Here is an 18489-nt window from a genome sequence, read left to right as displayed (position 1 = left end):
TACCTCATCACTCTTAACTCTTAACTCATCACTCAAAACTCCCTTCCCTGTGCCCAAATCGCTCTCGCTTCGTTCCGGTCTCGGCAGTATTCTGTTCTGGTCGGTTATTTCAGCGGCTTTCATCGGCCCCGGTTCCGTAACGGCCTGCACAATGGCCGGGGCTCAATACGGTTTACATCTGCTCTGGGTGTTGACATTCGCCACCTTCGGCACGGTCTGGTTGCAGGAAGCGGCTTCGCGGATCACCATTGCCACCGGGCGGGATCTGGGGCAGACGATTGCGCTGGCAAACCGGCAACGCGGAAAAACCGTCCCGGTGCTCTTGTTTCTGGCGGTTTGGCTGGGCTGCGCAGCGTATCAGGCGGGTAACATCCTGGGGGCGGTTTCGGGACTGGTTCTGTTAACCGGCTGGTCGGCCAAGTGGTTAACGCTGCTTGTTGGGCTGATTTGTTTGATACTGCTGGCCATAGGCTCAACCCAGTGGATTGCGAACTTTCTCGGCATCATCGTGTTTGCGATGGGTGGCGCTTTCGCTTACGTGGCTTTTGGCGCTTCGCCCCCGGCCGGTGAGGTGCTAAAAGCCCTGGTCGTTCCCGCCGTTCCGGCTGGTTCGTTGTTGCTCATCAACAGCCTGATCGGGACCACCATTGTGCCCTACAATCTGTTTTTTGGCTCCGGCATCACGCAGGGGCAAACCCTGTCCGAAATGCGGTTGGGCATCTGGATCGCGGTGTTGCTGGGCGGTTTTATTTCGGTGGTTCTGCTGATCGCGGGCTTGCTGGTGACGGGCGGTTTTTCGTTTGTCAACATGGCCACTGTGCTGAACGACCGGCTTGGGGAGTGGGGCGGTTTTCTTTTCGCGTTCGGCCTGTTTGCGGCTGGTTTTGCGTCCTCGCTGACCGCTCCGCTGGCGGCTGCCGTAACGGCCCGGAGCTTGCTGGGCTGGTCGGCCCATTCCTGGCAATACCGGCTGGTGCTGGTGGGGGTGATTGCCGTGGGCCTGGCTTTCGGGCTGTCGGAGTATAACCCGGTGACCATCATTGTGGTCGTTCAGGCCATTAACGGCATTCTGCTGCCGGCGGTGACCCTCTTTCTGTTTCTGGCCGTCAATGATCGAAACCTGATTCCGGCAGAATACCGCAACTCCTGGGCGCAAAATGTGGCGATGGTATCGGTGGTCGTCATTTCGCTGCTTTTGGGCGGGTGGAACGTCTGGCTGGCCATTCAAAAACTGCTGATTTAAACGGTTCGTACCGGCTTGGGGTCGTTGATCACAAACCCATTGACTTTGGGGGTGAAGTAGCGTATCTTTCCTTCAACAAGCAAATACGGTATGAAAACGAGCGGAATTCTACGGATCGGGTGGCTTTGTCTGGTGGTGCTGACGGGCTTGAGCAGTTGTGCCCCTAAAATATACCAGTTAAACCCGGTTTCGGGCGATATGGCCCGGATTGAGGGCCGACCCACCACCAAGGCAGAAAAAGACGGCATCACGGTTGTCGCTTCCTTCGAGCGGCTGGACTTGCAATATGTGGCCCTCGATATCGAGGTGAAAAATAAAACGGAGCATCCGTTCGAGGTAAATCCGGCCCGGTTTGAATACACGGCGCTGGACGAAGAACAACGAACGGTTTTCCTGAACAATCAGGCTTCGCAGAAACCGCTGATGTTTTCGGCCGCCGACCCGATTCGGGAAGCCGACGAAACGGAGTACAAACAGGATCGCGAAGTAAAACGGTTAAAAACCGCGAAAGTCATCAATACGGTTTTGCTGGCGGCTGCTATCGTCGGCGATGTAGCCAGCACCTCCAGCCGCAACAACCAGCGCCCCGAACGCTGGGTGCAAAACCGCATGACGTACAACAATATTTATACGGCGATTCAGGCCAAACGCATGATTGATCACGGTCTGTTTGCCGACCGGATGCAGCGCTATGAGTACGAAGTCTACCGCTGGAAAGAACTTTCGATGAAACCAACGACCCTGCAACCCGGCGAATCGGTGCGGGGGCTGGTCTACCTGCCGATGAGTCGTGACGCCAAACACATGCTCGTCAATTTCCCGGTTTCGGAGTATGAATCGGTGATGATTACGTTTCGGCAGGAGTGGGAAAAAGCGAAGAAGCGTAAATAGTGCGCACGGACTTTTCCGGCCAGCGGATGATATGGCACCCGGTACGGTGGGTGAGGTTTTTTGCTTGGAATGAGCAGGCGCGTAAGCCCCTGACGCTCAATTTTTGGGTGTTTTTTTGCTGCAACTTCCTGTTTTGCTCGTCGGAAAGCCGTATTTTTAGCTTGGTAATTCTTTCCGAAAATAAAGACTAATGCAATTTTCCCACCTCCATTGCCATACCCAGTACTCCCTGCTCGACGGGCAGGCTGAGATCAAGAAGCTGATTAAGAAGGCCAAAGCCGATAATATGCCCGCCGTGGCCATTACCGACCACGGTAATATGTTCGGCGTGTTTGAGTTTGTGGCCGAAGCCGCCAAGCAGGGCATCAAACCGGTCGTCGGCTGCGAGTTTTACGTGGTGGAAGATCACACCAAAAAGCAGTTTACCAAGGAACAAAAGGATATCCGCTACCACCAGTTGCTGCTGGCGAAGAACCCGCAGGGCTACAAGAACCTGATCAAGCTCTGCTCGCTGGGCTACATGGAGGGGTTGTACGGGAAATACCCCCGCATTACGAAAGCACTGATTGATCAGTACAAGGAAGGCTTGATTGCTTCGACCTGCTGCATCGGGGCGTCGGTACCGAAAACCATTCTGAAGAAAGGGGAGGAAGCCGGGGAGAAAGAGTTTCAGTGGTGGCTGGAGCGGTTTGGCGAAGACTATTACGTTGAGTTACAGCGTCACGACATCCCCGACCAGATCAAGGTCAACGAGGTGCTGGTGCGGCTGGCCCGGAAATACAATGTGAAGATTATTGCGTCCAACGATTCGCATTACGTGGATCGGGAAGACTGGGTGGCCCACGATATTCTGCTGTGTGTCAACACGAACGAAAAACTCAGTACGCCTTCCGAAAAGGAATTTAACGATGAGGAAGGGTTTAAGAAAGGCACCCGGTTTGCGTTTTTTAACGACCAGTTTTATTTCAAGAACACCCAGGAAATGTCGACGCTTTTCAGCGATTTGCCGGAAGCGATCGACAATACCAATGAGATTGTCGATAAGGTCGAGACACTGAAGCTCAAGCGCGATATTCTGCTGCCGAACTTCGTGATTCCCGACGGTTTTGCCTCGCAGGACGATTACCTTGAATTTCTGACCTTTGAAGGTGCCAAACAGCGTTACAAGATTCTGACGCCGGAAGCCGATGAACGCTTGCGGTTTGAACTGGGGGTCATTCGGCAAATGGGTTTTGCGGGGTACTTCCTGATCGTTTCGGATTTCATCAAAGCCGGGCGCGATCTGGGCGTGATGGTGGGCCCGGGCCGGGGCTCGGCGGCTGGCTCGGCGGTGGCCTACTGCATCGGGATCACCAACATCGATCCCATCAAATACAACCTGCTGTTCGAGCGGTTTCTGAACCCCGACCGGAAGTCGATGCCCGATATTGATACGGACTTTGACGACGAAGGCCGTCAGAAGGTGATCGATTACGTGGTGAAAAAATACGGCAAGCAGCAGGTGGCCCAGATTGTGACCTACGGTACGATGGCGGCCAAATCGGCCATCAAGGACGTCGCCCGGGTGATGGAATTGCCGCTGCCCGACTCGAACGCGCTGGCGAAACTCGTGCCCGATAAGCCGACCTACAACATGACCCTCAAAAAGATTTTTGAGGAGCCGATTGATTCGCTGGGCCAGCTGATTCAGCCCGAAGAGGTCGAAAACGTGAAGCGGATGCGGGCCATCGAATCGGGGAACGATCTACAGGCCAAGGTGCTGAAGCAGGCCCGAAAACTCGAAGGAAACATTCGGAATACCGGGATTCACGCAGCCGGGATCATTATTGCGCCGGAAGACCTCTCGAACATCGTGCCGGTTTCGACCTCGAAAGAATCGGATCTGATTATCACCCAGTACGAAGGGCGGGTCATTGAGGACGCGGGTGTAATCAAGATGGACTTTCTGGGGTTGCGAAACCTGACCATCATCAAAGAATGTCTGCGGCTGATTCGGCAGAATTACGGCGGTTTTTACATCAATGGCGTTGAAACCGATATCGACGACATTCCGCTGGACGACAAAGCGACGTACGAACTCTTTCAGCGCGGGGAAACGAACGCGATTTTCCAGTTCGAATCCGACGGGATGAAGAAGTACATGAAGGACCTCAAACCCGACCGCTTTGAGGACCTGATTGCCATGAATGCTCTCTACCGCCCCGGCCCAATTGCTTATATTCCGACGTTTATCAACCGGAAACACGGCCGCGAGGAGGTGAAGTATGACCTGCCCGAAATGGAGGAGTACCTGGCCGACACCTACGGGATTAACGTCTACCAGGAGCAGATCATGCTCTTGTCGCAGAAGCTGGCCGGTTTTACCAAAGGGGATGCCGACGTTTTGCGGAAGGCGATGGGGAAAAAAGACCGCGCCACGCTCGACAAGATGAAGGGCAAGTTTATGGACGGATGCGCGGCCAATAACCTGAACCTGAAAACCTGCGAGAAAGTCTGGACCGACTGGGAAGCCTTTGCGTCCTACGCCTTCAACAAATCGCACTCGACCTGTTACGCGTTTGTGGCCTACCAGACGGCTTTCCTCAAAACGCATTACAAAGCCGAATACATGGCGGCCGTTTTGACGAGCTGTTTGGGGAACATTGAAAAGATTACCTTCTTTCTGGAAGAATGTAAGGCCATCGGCATTCCGGTTTTGGGGCCGGATGTGAATGAATCGGAGCGGTTTTTTGGGGTGAACAAGAAAGGTGAAATCCGGTTTGGACTGGGCGCCATCAAGGGAACCGGTGATGCCGCCGTGGAATCCATCATCGAGGAGCGCAAAAAAGGGGGGCCGTTCAAGGATATTTTTGATTTTGTGATCCGGGTTAACCTGCGGACGGTGAACAAGAAAACGCTCGAATCGCTGGCCTACGCCGGGTCATTCGACAACCTGGGGGACATGCACCGGGCACAATATTTCGACATTCCGGCGGGCGAAACGGCGACATTCATCGAGAAACTGACCCGGTACGCCAACAACTACCACGCCGAGAAATCGGCGGCGCAGCAGTCGCTGTTCGGCGGAATTGGGGGCGAACCCGACATTCCGCTGCCGAAAGCGCCCAATGTGCAACCCTGGGGTGAAATCGAGCGCCTGAAATTTGAAAAAGAGGTAGTCGGTTTCTACATTTCCGGTCACCCGCTGGATGAATTTCGGGTGGAGCTGGAAAGCTTCTGTACCTGTACGCTGGATCATCTGTTCGACGAAGAAAACCAGGGCCGGGAGATTACGGTCGGTGGAATTGTGACGAGCAAGCAACTCCGGCAATCGAAAAACGGCAACCCGTTCGTAATCTTTAAACTGGAAGATTACAATGGTTCGGTCGAAATGAGTCTGTTTGGGGAGGACTTTGTGCGGATGGGCAACTACATTGAAGAAGGCTTGTTTCTGCACGTTAAGGGCAAAATGCAGAACCGCTGGAACTCCGATACGTTCGAGTTTCGCCCGAATTTTATTCAGCTCTTAACCGAAGTCCGGGCCAAGTACAGCAAGGAATTGTGCGTTCAATTGAATTTGCGGCAGATCAACAACGAATTCGTGGCGAAAATTACCGATCTGGTGAAGGCCTATCCGGGTTCCTGTAACCTGGTTTTGCAGGTGACCGACGAGGAAGATCGTGTGAATGTCAGTATGTTATCCCGACCCTTCAAAATTTCGCCCGTGAATGAATTGCTGAAAGCACTCAAAGCCATGGAGGGGGTCGATTGCCGATTGAATTAAGGTGAACTTTTTTTTGCTGCAAAACATTGTACGTACAGACGAGTTAAAACGTACAAAAATCGAGATATAATATCATGGCAAAAGCAATCGAAATAACCGACGCCAACTTCGCAGAAGTTATTAATTCAGATAAACCGGTTTTAGTGGATTTCTGGGCCGAATGGTGTGGCCCCTGTAAAATGATCGGCCCGGTTGTTGAACAACTGGCCGGCGAATACGAAGGCAAAGCAGTGGTCGCTAAAATGGATGTGGATATGAACGCGCAGGTTCCGGCCCAGTTTGGTATCCGCAGCATCCCAACCCTGATGGTCTTCAAGAACGGGAAAATGGTTGATAAAGTGATTGGCGCTGTTCCGAAAGCTATTCTGGAGCAAAAGTTAGTGGCGCAATTGTAAGATAAGTGGCGGATTTGATGGGGTATGGTTTACCGTTTCGGTCCTTTCGACGAAACGGGCTTTAAGCCGTGACATGAACCGCACAAGAAGTGAAAACCGGGCGATTACGTCCGGTTTTTTGTTTTTGAAACCGTGGCATGCGCCGGTTTTCAGTTGCCCCGTATTGCCTTTTCGGTTATCTTTCCGAATCCGGATACGGCCTCGCCAATGAAACATCTTTCCTTCCTGCTTGCTTTTTTTTGTGCCCTTTCGGCCGTGGGCCAGACGTTTTCGCCGGATGAAAGGGCCCGGTGGCAGAAACGCGCCCAAAACATTACGATTACGCGAGACACCTGGGACATTCCGCATATTTACGGAAAAACCGATGCCGATGTGGTTTTTGGCCTGTTGTATACCCAGTGTGAAGACGATTTTGCGCGTGTCGAAGCGAATTACCTGGACGCCATTGGTCGGCTGGCGGAAGTGGAAGGTGAATCGGCTCTGTACCACGATCTGCGCGCCCGGCTTTTTATGGACAGTACGCAGGCCATCGCACTGTATAAAAAATGCCCGGCCTGGATGAAGGATTTACTGAACGCCTTTGCCGACGGAGCCAACTATTTCCTGCATACGCACCCCACCGTCAAACCCCGGTTGCTGACCCGGTTTCAGCCCTGGATGCCGCTGATGTTCAGCGAAGGAAGCATCGGAGGCAATATTAGCGTGGTAAATACCGAGCGGATTAAAGCGTTTTACACCCATACGAAATGGTCGTCGCTTCAACTCGAAATCGATAAACTTGAGCGGGAACCTACCGGGTCAAACGGTTTTGCTATTGCCCCGTCGAAAAGCGCCACCCAAAATGCCCTGTTACTGATCAATCCGCATACCTCCTTTTATTTTCGCTCGGAAGTGCACCTGGTCAGTCAGAAAGGATTGAACGCCTACGGGGCCGTAACCTGGGGTCAATTCTTTGTTTACCAGGGTTTTAATGAGAATTGTGGCTGGATGCACACCTCCGGTGATGCCGACTCGGTGGACGAATATCTGGAAACCGTCGAGAAACGAAACGGCACGTATTACTACCAATACGGGAACGAATGGAAACCGGTGCAGACGCAGCGGGTTTCGTTGCCTTACAAAACCGCCAGCGGGATTCAGTACCGGGAATTTACGATTTACCGGACGCACCACGGCCCCGTAGCCGGTCAGCAGGGCGATCAATGGATAACGATCCGGATGATGAATGATCCCATAAACGCCCTGGCTCAGTCATATCTGCGAACGAAGGCGACGGACTACCAGAGTTACAAAAAGGTCATGAAGCTGAACGGGAACGCGACCAACAATACGGTTTATGCCGATCGGAAGGGGACCATTGCCTACTGGCACGGAAATTTTATTCCCAAACGAAATCCAAAATTTGACTGGAATCGTCCGGTGGACGGCAGCAATCCGGAAACCGATTGGCAGGGATTACACGGCATCGACGAAATTGTCCACATCAAGAATCCGACGACCGGCTGGATTCAGAATTGCAATTCGACGCCGTTTACGGTTTCCGGTGATGACAGTCCCCGGCAGGACCAGTTTCCGGCTTACATGGCTCCCGATGGCGAAAATTACCGGGGGATCAATGCGGTTCGTACCCTTACCCGGAAGACCCTGTTTACACTGGATACCCTGATTGCCGCGGCCAATGACCCGCATTTACCCGGTTTTGATGACCTTATCCCCGCTTTGGTGAAGGCCTACGAAACCGTCGGTCCGCAAAAAGGCAACCAACCCCTGGCGGAAGCGATTGGCGTTTTGCGGACCTGGGATAAAACCTACGGCATTCATTCCGTCGCCACCACGCTGGCCGTTCATTGGGGGGAGAAAATTCAGCGCCTGGCGCGTAGCCGGTTTCCCGATGACCAGCGATTCGATTATTTAACTTTCACCACGTTTGTCATTGAGAAGACCAGTCCGAAAGAAAAAGTTACGGCTCTGGCGGAAGTCCTGGAGGAACTGACCCAAAATTTCGGCACCTGGAAAACCGCCTGGGGCGACATCAACCGGTTTCAGCGCCTGACCGGCAAAATCCAGGAAACATACGACGATGGCAAGCCGAGCTTTCCGGTCGGATTCACCCCGTCGGCCTGGGGCTCACTGGCCGCGTTCGGGGCGCGGACGTATCCCAATAGGAAAAAACGGTATGGTTATGTGGGAAATAGTTTCGTGGCGGTGGTGGAATTTGGCGACCGGGTAAAAGCCCGAACGGTGGTCAATGGGGGGCATAGCAGCAACCCGGCTTCTCCGCATTTCAACGACCAGTCGGCGCTGTTCACAACCGGACAATTCAAGGAGATCTGGTTTTATCCCGAAGACGTGAAGCAGCATGCCGCGAAATCGTACCATCCGGGTGAAAAGTAGAGTTAATCATCCGTATTTCCGGATCAGTCCAAGAATTTCTTCCCCAACCTGCCGGACTTTGGTTTTGTTGAACCCTTTGATTTTCAGGAGTTCTTCCGGACTTGACGGCTTGACCGCGATTAATTCAGCCAGTGTTTTGCGGGATAAAACGGCCGGTGCTACCGTGTCGTGCGTGGTAGCCATTTCGTGCCGCCATTTGACCAGCGCATCGTAAAGCGTTTGCGGTTTTCCGATTTCCGGCCCTGACCGGTTTTCCTGGTGATCTTTTGCCACCCGCGAACTGGGCTGATAGGCCAGTTCGGCCTGATGGCGGTTTTTCAAATAGGAGAGGGCTTCAAAACCGCCCTGGCTGCTTTCAAAGCAACGGAGTTTAATAAATAATTCCAGCCCTAATTCATCGATGGTTTCCCGCAGGAGTGCCTGGACTTGCTGGTTCCGGCTTTTTCGGGGCGTGTTCTCCAGCAGGGGGATCAACTCCTGGCTGATTACCTCCTTGAAATAGGAGCTCGCTTTCTGAATCCGGTCCTGCAACAAGGGGTTTTCTTCGGGTAACTGGATCTCCGAAAAATAGGATTGCAACTGGCGCTGAAACCGGACGGCAACGCCCCGGACTTTGTCTGAAAACAAGCTTGCGAACGAATTGAAGCCTGATTCAAAGGCGTCTTCCAGAGCCCCTTTATGCTCACCAATAACCTTTTGGCACTTGGTGGTCAGGAAGTCGGAGCGGTCAAACGAAAACAGATCGAGCAGCAACTGCTCCTGATGCATTCTTCTGGATTGCCATAATTCATGCTCGTCCGGCGTTTGTGTCTGAACCTGTTCGTGAAACTCATCCAGCAGCAGTTCGCTTTTAATGCTGTGCGACGGAATGGGTTCCCGCAACACCAGACCATCCAGTGTTTTGCACCGACTCAGCGCCACGTAAACCTGTCCGTGGGCAAATGCCGAAGCCGCGTCGATAATCGCCTTATCAAAGGTCAGGCCCTGGCTTTTATGAATCGTAATCGCCCAGGCGAGTTTCAGGGGGTGCTGCACGAAACGGCCAATGGGTTCTTCGCGGATTTCGTGCGTTTCGGGATCCATCGAATACCGGATATTGAGCCATTCCAGGGGGCTGACTGCCAGCGGTGCGGGGTCGGTCGGACATTTTACATAAACGATCTCCGCGTCCATGTCGGTGATCTGTCCGATCTTGCCATTATAGAATTGTTTTTCTCGCGACAAATCATTTTTGACAAACATGACCTGAGCGCCCACTTTCAGTTCCAGATTGGCGTCGGTCGGAAAGGCATTTTCCGGAAATTCGCCTTCGATTGTTGCCGAAAGGATGTGGGAGGGAGTGGGCAACGACAGAAGTTTGGCGGAGTTGATTTGATGCGCACTCCTGGTGTGGGTCGTCAGCGTAATGAATCCTTCGTGATCGGGTGGCGAAAAAGTAGCCACGTAACGTTGATTCAGTTCGGCGAGTTGCGATGCGGTAATTCGTTTTTCACGGATGCTATTCAGAATGTCAATAAACCGCTGGTCGGCTTGCCGGTAAATATGCTCCAGTTCAATCGAAACATAGGGTGTTTTCTGCAAGGCCAGGCTCCCAAAAAAGTAGGCGGTTTCGTAATACGGTTTTAACAGGGTCCAATCGGCCTCTCTGACAACCGGAGGCAATTGCTGCATATCGCCAATTAACAGAAGCTGAACCCCACCGAAAGGCTCCGACCGGTGCCGGAATCGCCGGAGAATCGCATCGATTCCATCGAGTACATCCGCCCGGACCATGCTGATTTCGTCGATGACCAGCAAATCGAGCGTGCGAAACAGCCGGATTTTCTCCCGGGTGAATTTCCGGGTTTCCGGCCTGAGCGCCCCGGGCGGCAGGGCGCCGAAGGGCAGCTGGAACAGGGAGTGAATGGTGACGCCACCCGCATTGATGGCCGCCACGCCCGTCGGGGCCACAACCACCAGGCGCTTGGATGTCAGCTGTCGAAGCTGCCGCAGGAACGTCGTTTTACCCGTTCCGGCCTTGCCCGTCAGAAAAACATTCCGGTGGGTATGAAGGACAAAATTACGGGCAAGCTCAAGCTTTTCATTCAACAGGGTGGACATAGTGGCATAACAATTTCTGGCAAACCGGTGGGGAGGGCAGGAGTGACTCCGGAACTCACCCCTCAAATTTAATAGTTAGAGTTGAACTCTTCGCAGGGAAGGGATACTAGTTCTTTCAGGCACTGGTTTTAGGCAACAGAACGGGGACGTTCGTTTGCTAGTTTTAGCATCGTAGCCTGATAAAATACAACTTTTTCCTCCGCAAATTCCCAGTGAATCGAATTGAAGTTAAAAAAAGTTTAAAATTTTCGGCTGCTTTCCAAATGCCGGGAATGTGTTGTACTTTTACTCATCAGATGATATGATGACTACAGAACCGATTCCCATAAAACGTGAAAGTCTGGCGGAAGCAGTGGTCAATAAACTGCAGCAGCAGATCACATCGGGCCAGTACAAAATTGGCGAAAAACTTCCCTCTGAACCCGAATTCATGCAGCAATTTGGAGTCGGCCGGTCGACAATTCGGGAAGCAATTCGCATTCTGGCGAACAAAGGGCTGATCCGCGTTCAACAGGGGCTTGGTACCTTCGTAGAATTGCGGCAAAACAACGTCGATCCCTTTCAGCAAAGTTTGCAACGGGCCGAAGGCGCGGAGGTCAACGAAGTCCGTCAGTTGCTCGAATTGAAAATTGCCGAAAAAGCCGCCCTGAACCGGACCCAGGAAGACATCGAACTCATGGCAATTTGTTTGCAGAAACGCCATGAAGCCGCCTTGCAAAATTTGCCCGAGGTATGTATCGAGGCCGATATCCAGTTTCATATCCGGCTGGCCATTGCTTCCAAAAATGAAGTGCTGTCGGATTTGTACAAGATTATTGCCGAGAAAATGAAGAAATCCTTCATGGAGGTTTTCATCACCACGGAGGTGCTGTTGAGCAAACAGGCGATGCATACGTCGCTGCTGCAAAGTGTCGCCGATCGAGATCCTAAAAAAGCCTGGTATTGGGCGGCAAAAATTACAGGGCAGATCCAGTAAATTACTGAAAAACAGCCTTTTACTAACCCACTTAAACCGGAATGACGTTATGGATTTAATCCGCTCAGCCCTACGAAAACCGATTACCGTACTGGTTCTGGTGGCCGGGCTTTTTTATTTTGGTGTCGGTGCCGTTCGCACGATCAAAATCGATATTTTTCCGAACCTGGACTTGCCGGTTATTTACATCTCGCACCCCTATGGCGGTTTTACCCCGAACCAGATGGAGTCGTTTTTTGGCAAGCAGTACGTCAACCTGTTGCTGTATGTATCCGGGGTGAAGAGTATTGAAACGCGTAACATTCAGGGGCTTACGTTGATTAAATTGTCCTTTTACGAAGGGACTAACATGGCCCAGGCGGCCGCCGAGGTGTCGTCCTATACCAACCGGGCGCAGGCCATCTTCCCGCCCGGTTCCCAACCTCCCTTCATTCTGCGCTTCGATGCGTCCACCCTGCCGGTCGGGCAACTGGTGTTGAGCAGCCCGATTCGGACCAACAATGAGTTGCAGGACATGGCGAACGTTTACGTTCGGGCCGGTTTTAGCTCGATCCCGGGGTTGGTCGCGCCCGCGCCGTTTGGCGGGAACTCCCGGACCATTGTGATCAAGGCCGATCCCGAATTGCTGCGTTCGCACAATCTGACGCCCGATCAGTTGGTGGCTGCTCTTCGCATCAATAACCAGGCGACGCCGGCCGGAAACGTGCGGGTGGGCGATCTGAATTATTTTACACCGGCCAATACCACGATTCGGAATGTCAAGGATTTTGAAAACATTCCGATTTTCACCGGATCGGTGCAGAATATCTACCTGAAAGATGTCGCGAAAGTGGAAGATGGGGCCGATATTACGTCCGGTTATGTGCTGGTCAATGGCCGTCGTTCCGTTTATCTGCCGATCACCAAATCCGCGGATGCCTCCACCTGGGAAGTGGTCCAAAATTTGAAAAAAGAACTGCCCCGGTTTCAGTCGTTACTGCCCGAAGATGTCAAATTATCCTACGAGTTTGACCAGTCCGTTTACGTCATCAATTCGGTCGAAAGTTTGATCGAAGAAGGGATTATCGGCGCAATCCTGACCGGTTTAATGGTTCTGCTCTTTTTAGGGGATCCGCGTGGCGCCTTAATTGTCATCATTACGATTCCGATCTGTATCATTTCGGGGGTTTTATTCCTGTCGTTATTCGGGCAAACGATCAACATTATGACGTTGAGCGGTTTGTCGCTGGCTATCGGGATTCTGGTCGATGAGTCGACGGTGACCATCGAAAATATTCACCAGCATTTTGATATGGGGAAGCCCAAGGCCCTGGCGATCTGGGATGCCTGTAAAGAAATTGCCTTCTCCAAACTGCTCATTCTCTTCTGTATTCTGGCGGTTTTTGCGCCGGCTTTTACGATGAAAGGGATCCCCGGGGCCTTGTTTCTGCCGCTTTCACTGGCCATTGCGTTTTCCATGGTAACGTCGTACGTGATGGCCCAGACGCTGGTGCCGGTTCTGGCCAACTGGTTGATGAAAGGGCATGAACATAAAACTAACGGAAAAGCCCAAAAACCGGATGTTTCTGTTGCCAGGGAGTTGATTCCCAGTGAAAATGGGGTGCTGGTGGAGGGGCAGCCGCTGAACGGGAAGCAGCAGCTTGCGCACCGGGCCGACCTGAACAGGGACGGCAAAATCTCGCTGTTTGAACGGCTGCGTCTCTATTTTATCCGGTTTATTGAGTGGACCATTCCGTATAAACGGGCAATTACGCTGGGCTATTTTGTCGTAGCGCTGGGATGTACGGCCCTGTTTTTGTCGATGATCGGGCGGGATGTGTTACCCCGGGTCAATGCGGGCCAGTTCCAGGTTCGATTGCGGGCACCGGACGGAACCCGGCTGGAAAAAACCGAGACCACCATGCTAAAAGCCGTCGACGTTTTACACGGCATGGTGGGAAAAGAAAACGTAGAAATTACGTCGGCCATGGTGGGGATGCACGGTTCTCAATTCTCGACCAGCCCGATTTATCTCTTCATGGCCGGACCGCAGGAAGGGGTCTTGCAGGTGAGTTTAAAACACGGTTTTGATGCCGATCTCGATCAGTTAAAAGATGAGTTTCGGGCTAAAATGAAAGCGGCCTTGCCGGATATTAGGCTCTCGTTCGAACCGATTGAATTAACGGATAAAATCTTGAGCCAGGGGTCACCGACACCGATTGAAGTCAAGGTGATGGGGAAAAATAAACCGCAGAACGAAGAGTACGCCAACAAGGTGATTGCCGAGTTGAAAAAGATTCCGTATCTCCGGGATGTGCAGATTGGCCAGGCCATCAAATACCCGGCTATTTCGATCGATATCGACCGGACACGGGCCGCGCAGCTGGGAACGGATATTTCTTCCATCTCCCGTTCGCTGATTGCTTCCACCTCGTCCTCGCGGATGACGGAAAAAAGCGTCTGGATCGATCCGAAAAGCAGCCAGATGTACAGTGTACAGGTTCAGGTGCCGGAAAATCAGATGACCAGTATCGATGATATCGGCGAAATTCCGGTGCTGCCGAACGCCAACCGGCCGGTTTTGAGCGATGTGGCAACGATCAAAAAAGAGGTGACCTACGGCGAGAACGACAACATCGGGGCCATTCCGGTGTTGTCTGTGACGGCGAATTTGAACGATATGGACCTGGGAACAGCCACCACTGACGTCAAAAAGGCGATTGCGAACCTGGGGGAATTGCCCCGCGGCCTGTCCATTGAATTGCGGGGTCTTTCGCAGGTGCTGACCGAGACGCTGGATAGCCTGGAAACCGGTTTGTTAACCGCCATTATTGTCATTTTTCTGATGCTGGCGGCTAATTTTCAATCGTTCAAGGTATCGCTGGTTGTTCTGTGTACGGTTCCGGCCGTGTTGGCGGGTTCGCTGGCCCTGCTGCTGCTGACCGGTTCGACGCTGAATCTGCAATCGTATATGGGCATGATCATGTCGGTCGGCGTATCCATCTCCAATGCGGTTTTACTCGTAACGAACGCCGAGCAACTGCGGCTGAAAAATAACAATGCGTTGCTGGCGGCCAAAGAAGCGGCTGCTTTGCGGATGCGGCCCATCATCATGACCAGTGTGGCGATGGTGGTCGGAATGCTGCCGATGGCCACCGGTTTGGGCGAAGGAGGCTCGCAGACGGCGCCCCTGGGCCGCGCGGTCATTGGCGGTCTGATTGCGTCCACGTTTGCGGCTCTGCATATCCTGCCGATGGTGTTTGCATGGGTACAGGGCAAGTCGTCCATTCAGTCGGTATCCCTCGATCCTGAAGATAAAGAAAGTAAACATTATATTCCCGGCGTTTATGAATCGACTCATTAGTAGTGTAGCGTACCCATTGGTAACGGTTTTCGGTGGTTTGCTGGTGGTTAGTTTCCTGAATAGCTGTCACTCCTCGGAGAGCAAGGCCGATAAGGTGGCGGTGGCAGAGGAACCCGAGCCTACCGAAGTGTTTGCCCTCCAGAAGGGTAAACTGTCGTCGAATCTGCGAATTCCGGGCGAATTGATGGCTTTTCGGGATGTAGACTTATACGCCCGCGTTACCGGTTTTATCAAATCCATCCATGCGGATGTGGGCACTGAAGTGAAGGAAGGGCAATTGCTCGCGCTGGTGGAAGCACCGGAACTGAATGCCCAACTGGCCGCGGCTGAATCGCGGCTGAAGTCCCAGGAAGCCTTGTACATCGCCAGCAAGTCGAATTATGACCGGTATGTGGATGCCGCGAAAACCCCGGGAACCGTGGCGCAATCGATGCTTGAACAGACGCTGGCAAAAAAAGAATCGGATTACGCCCAGCTGGAAGCGGCCAAAGCGGCCTACCGCGAAGTGGCCGACATGCGGAAATACCTGGAAATCCGGGCCCCGTTTAGCGGCATTATCAGCCTGCGGAATACGAATACCGGCGCGTATGTGGGGCCGGCGGGGAAAGGCTCCGATCTGCCCCTGTTTGTGCTGACAGAGCAAAAGCGACTGCGTCTGGTGGTCTCGGTTCCGGAAGCCTATACCGGTTATATCGATCAGGAAGATGAGGTGAGTTTCACGGTGAAAGCGTTCCCGGATAAGAAGTTTAACGGTAAGGTAAAACGCCTGGCGGGTGCGCTGGACAAGAAGTTGCGTTCCGAACGAACCGAGGTGGACGTGATCAATAACGACCGGAAACTGCTTCCGGGGATGATTGCCGAAGTAACCATTCCGCTCCCGACCAAAAACACCACGTTTATCGTACCGAAATCGGCGATTATCAATTCGTCAACGGGGGTATTTATCGTTAAAGTAACCAATCAGAAAGCGGAATGGGTACCGGTTCAGAAAGGGCTGGACGATGGCGACCAGGTTGAGATTTTCGGGGAAGTCCGGGAAGGCGATCAGATTATGACCACCGCAACCGAGGAAATCAGGAACGGTTCGACAGTTCGCTCGGTGAAACAAAAGTCGTAACCACCGGCCGGTCCGCTAACGTTAGCGGACCGGCCGGTGCGGAACTTTATATCAGATGGCCGCCAAAATCGATGTGCAGGCTTCCCGAATCTGATCGTCCGTAATGATCAATGGCGGAGCAATGCGCATGGCGTTATCGCAGAACAGAAACCAGTCGGTGATGACGCCATGACCGTCTGGTGTTAAAATGGCCCTGTCGATCACCGGTTTTAAAGCATCGAAGGATTCGAATTCAGCCGCCAGCATCAGGCCTTTTCCGCGGATTTCCCGGATGGCCGGATGCTTCAGCAATTGCCGGAAAAGCTGCCCTTTTGCTTCGGCCTGCTCAACTAGGCGTTCCTCCCGGATCGTGTGGAGGGTGGCCAGAGACGCTGCGGCACAAACCGGGTGTCCGCCAAACGTGGTGATATGGCCCAAAATGGGATTGGTTTTAAAGACGCCCATGATTTCAGCCGAGCTGATGAAAGCCCCGATGGGCATCCCGCCCCCCATGCCTTTTGCGCATACCACCACATCCGGTACGACCCCAAAATCTTCGAAAGCCCAGAACGTGCCGGTTCGGCCAAAACCGGTCTGGATCTCGTCGAACACCAGCAGAGCGCCCACCTGCGAACAGCGCTCCCGCACGGCTTTCAGGTACGCCTTTTCCGCCACCCGCACCCCGGCTTCTCCCTGAACTACCTCGATAATCACCGCGGCCGTCCGTTGGCTAATCTTTTCCAGATCGTTCCAGTTACCGTGCTGAATGTGCCGGATGCCCGGTAGCAGAGGGCGGAAACTGCGTTTGAACGATTCACTGCCGGCCAGGGAGAGCGCCCCCTGGGTAGCGCCGTGGTAGGCGTTGAAACACGAAATAATTTCGCGCCGTCCGGTATACCGTTTGGCGAGTTTCATGCTTCCTTCGATCGCTTCGGTGCCCGAATTGGTAAAGTAGACATTGTCCAGCGGTTCCGGTACCGTCTGAACAAGCGCGTGCGCCAGTTCCACCTGAGGAGATTGCACGTATTCGCCGTACACCATCAAATGAAGGTATTTGTCCAGTTGTTCCTGAATGGCGGTCAGCACGCGCGGGTGCCGGTGTCCGACATTGCTCACGCCAATTCCCGAAATCAGGTCGATATACCGGTTTTGGGCGTCATAGAGATAAATGCCTTCCGCGCGCTCGATTTCGAGTGCCAGCGGGAAGTCGGAAGTCTGGGCAACGTGCTGGAAAAAGAGTTGCCGTTGCGTAAGTGAGTTGGTCGTCAAGTAAATAGTTATTAGCCGGCACAAAAATACACGGTTTAAACGCTTGGGCGAAACACTTCTGTTTATTAACTTTCGTAGCTACTCAACTCCGGGGCCTATGAAGCTATTCTACCTGTCTGTCATTCTGGGAATTCTGATAGTTTCAAGAGCAAGGGCGCAGGAGGTATACTACGAACCGGGCCAGACGCACATTCCCGGAACCTACGATTTTGTGCTGAAAGATGGCACCCTCATCCGTGGGCAATTTGTCCGCCGGGATAGTCTGTCCTACCTGATCCGGACCCAAAAAGAAGGCGACCGGTTATTAAAAGCCAGTGAGATCGTCCGGGCGGATCTGGTGGGCGGAACCCTCCGAAGTGGGCCCGACTACCCGAACGGTTTTCCATTTCGGCTGTTTTTCATGCCAACGGCCTATATGCCGGAAAAACGGAGTCTTTATTTTCAGAACAGCTACGTGTTGTTCAGTCGCCTGGAGGTGGGGATTACGAAAAACTGGAGTGTAGGAACCACCTTTCAAACCTTGAATCCCGGTAATTTTCACACGGTTTCGACTAAATACGGCACCCGGCTCTCGTCGCGGATGCAGGTTGCCCTGCACGTTCAGTATATCGGCATCCAGCTGAACGAACATTTGCTGACCAGAATCGGTCTGGCACAGGGGATTGTAACGGTTGGGGATGCTGAACGCAACATTACGGTGGGGGCCGGAACGACCTTTTCGCGGCAGGGACTGGCGTCTTCGGGAGTCGTTACCATCGGTTTTGTTCGAAAAATGACACCGGACCTAACCTTTATCAGTCAGAATAATATTCTGGTCGGGGAAGCCATCGAACCGGCGTATACCTACCTGACGGGCCTGTCTTCCTTTGGTTTTCGTTTCAACCGCCGTCGCCATGCGTTCGATACGGCGCTGTTACTGCCTGTTTTTAGCCATAACGGACTGGTCCGGACCAGCCCGCTACCGTATTTAAGCTACCAGATTCGGATCGGGAAATAGGGGAGAGTGGCCGATTGACACG

General features: G+C 53.0%; 10 protein-coding genes and 1 pseudogene. 9 read left to right on the top strand and 2 right to left on the bottom strand.

Going from position 1 to position 18489, the window contains the following annotated elements; genetic code table 11:
* Positions 1–49 precede the first annotated feature (49 nt).
* From ACFPMF_RS03680 to ACFPMF_RS03660, 5 genes and pseudogenes are all read left to right on the top strand, one after another.
* Complete coding sequence (locus ACFPMF_RS03680; protein ID WP_379841224.1) at positions 50–1243, top strand: NRAMP family divalent metal transporter; 1194 nt, start codon at positions 50–52, stop codon at positions 1241–1243.
* Positions 1244–1333: 90 nt separating this feature from the next.
* Positions 1334–2134 carry a hypothetical protein gene (locus ACFPMF_RS03675; protein WP_379841222.1) on the top strand — a complete coding sequence of 267 codons (801 nt, stop codon included), beginning with the start codon at positions 1334–1336 and terminating at the stop codon, positions 2132–2134.
* Between the two features lie 190 nt (positions 2135–2324).
* Positions 2325–5897: a DNA polymerase III subunit alpha gene (gene dnaE, locus ACFPMF_RS03670; protein WP_379841220.1), complete on the top strand. Its 3573-nt coding sequence runs from the start codon at positions 2325–2327 to the stop codon at positions 5895–5897.
* A 65-nt stretch (positions 5898–5962) separates the two neighbouring features.
* Positions 5963–6292, top strand: a pseudogene (gene trxA / locus ACFPMF_RS03665) (thioredoxin); the annotation flags it as partial.
* Positions 6293–6499: 207 nt separating this feature from the next.
* The gene (locus ACFPMF_RS03660; protein WP_379841218.1) at positions 6500–8686 is read left to right on the top strand and encodes a penicillin acylase family protein; all 2187 of its coding nucleotides are present in this window, start codon (positions 6500–6502) and stop codon (positions 8684–8686) included.
* 6 nt (positions 8687–8692) lie between these two features.
* Here the strand turns inward: ACFPMF_RS03660 and ACFPMF_RS03655 are convergent, their stop codons facing one another.
* Complete coding sequence (locus tag ACFPMF_RS03655; protein ID WP_379841216.1) at positions 8693–10786, bottom strand: AAA family ATPase; 2094 nt, start codon at positions 10784–10786, stop codon at positions 8693–8695.
* A 301-nt stretch (positions 10787–11087) separates the two neighbouring features.
* Here ACFPMF_RS03655 and ACFPMF_RS03650 point away from each other — a divergent pair, with 301 nt between their 5' ends.
* Genes ACFPMF_RS03650 through ACFPMF_RS03640 form a run of 3 tightly spaced genes read left to right on the top strand, consistent with a single transcriptional unit; the run spans position 11088 to position 16222 of the window.
* A complete protein-coding gene (locus ACFPMF_RS03650) occupies positions 11088–11762 on the top strand; it encodes a FadR/GntR family transcriptional regulator (RefSeq protein WP_379841214.1) in 675 nt (224 codons plus the stop codon).
* 49 nt (positions 11763–11811) lie between these two features.
* On the top strand, positions 11812–15105 hold the full coding sequence (locus tag ACFPMF_RS03645) for an efflux RND transporter permease subunit (protein WP_379841212.1): 3294 nt from the start codon (positions 11812–11814) through the stop codon (positions 15103–15105).
* Positions 15089–16222: an efflux RND transporter periplasmic adaptor subunit gene (locus ACFPMF_RS03640; RefSeq protein WP_379841210.1), complete on the top strand. Its 1134-nt coding sequence runs from the start codon at positions 15089–15091 to the stop codon at positions 16220–16222. Before ACFPMF_RS03645 ends, ACFPMF_RS03640 begins: the two co-directional genes overlap by 17 nt.
* Positions 16223–16273: 51 nt before the next feature.
* Here ACFPMF_RS03640 and ACFPMF_RS03635 read toward each other — a convergent pair whose 3' ends face one another.
* The gene (locus ACFPMF_RS03635; protein WP_379841208.1) at positions 16274–17470 is read right to left on the bottom strand and encodes an aspartate aminotransferase family protein; all 1197 of its coding nucleotides are present in this window, start codon (positions 17468–17470) and stop codon (positions 16274–16276) included.
* A gap of 97 nt (positions 17471–17567) precedes the next feature.
* Here ACFPMF_RS03635 and ACFPMF_RS03630 point away from each other — a divergent pair, with 97 nt between their 5' ends.
* Positions 17568–18467 (top strand): hypothetical protein, encoded by a 900-nt coding sequence (locus ACFPMF_RS03630; protein ID WP_379841206.1) that lies wholly within the window; start codon positions 17568–17570, stop codon positions 18465–18467.
* Positions 18468–18489 lie beyond the last annotated feature (22 nt).

Origin of the sequence: Larkinella bovis (assembly GCF_042655385.1) — a bacterium.
GTDB classification, from domain to species: domain Bacteria; phylum Bacteroidota; class Bacteroidia; order Cytophagales; family Spirosomataceae; genus Larkinella; species Larkinella bovis.
The sequence above is the reverse complement of the archived record's forward strand: the minus strand, read 5'-3'. Positions and strand labels throughout refer to the sequence as shown.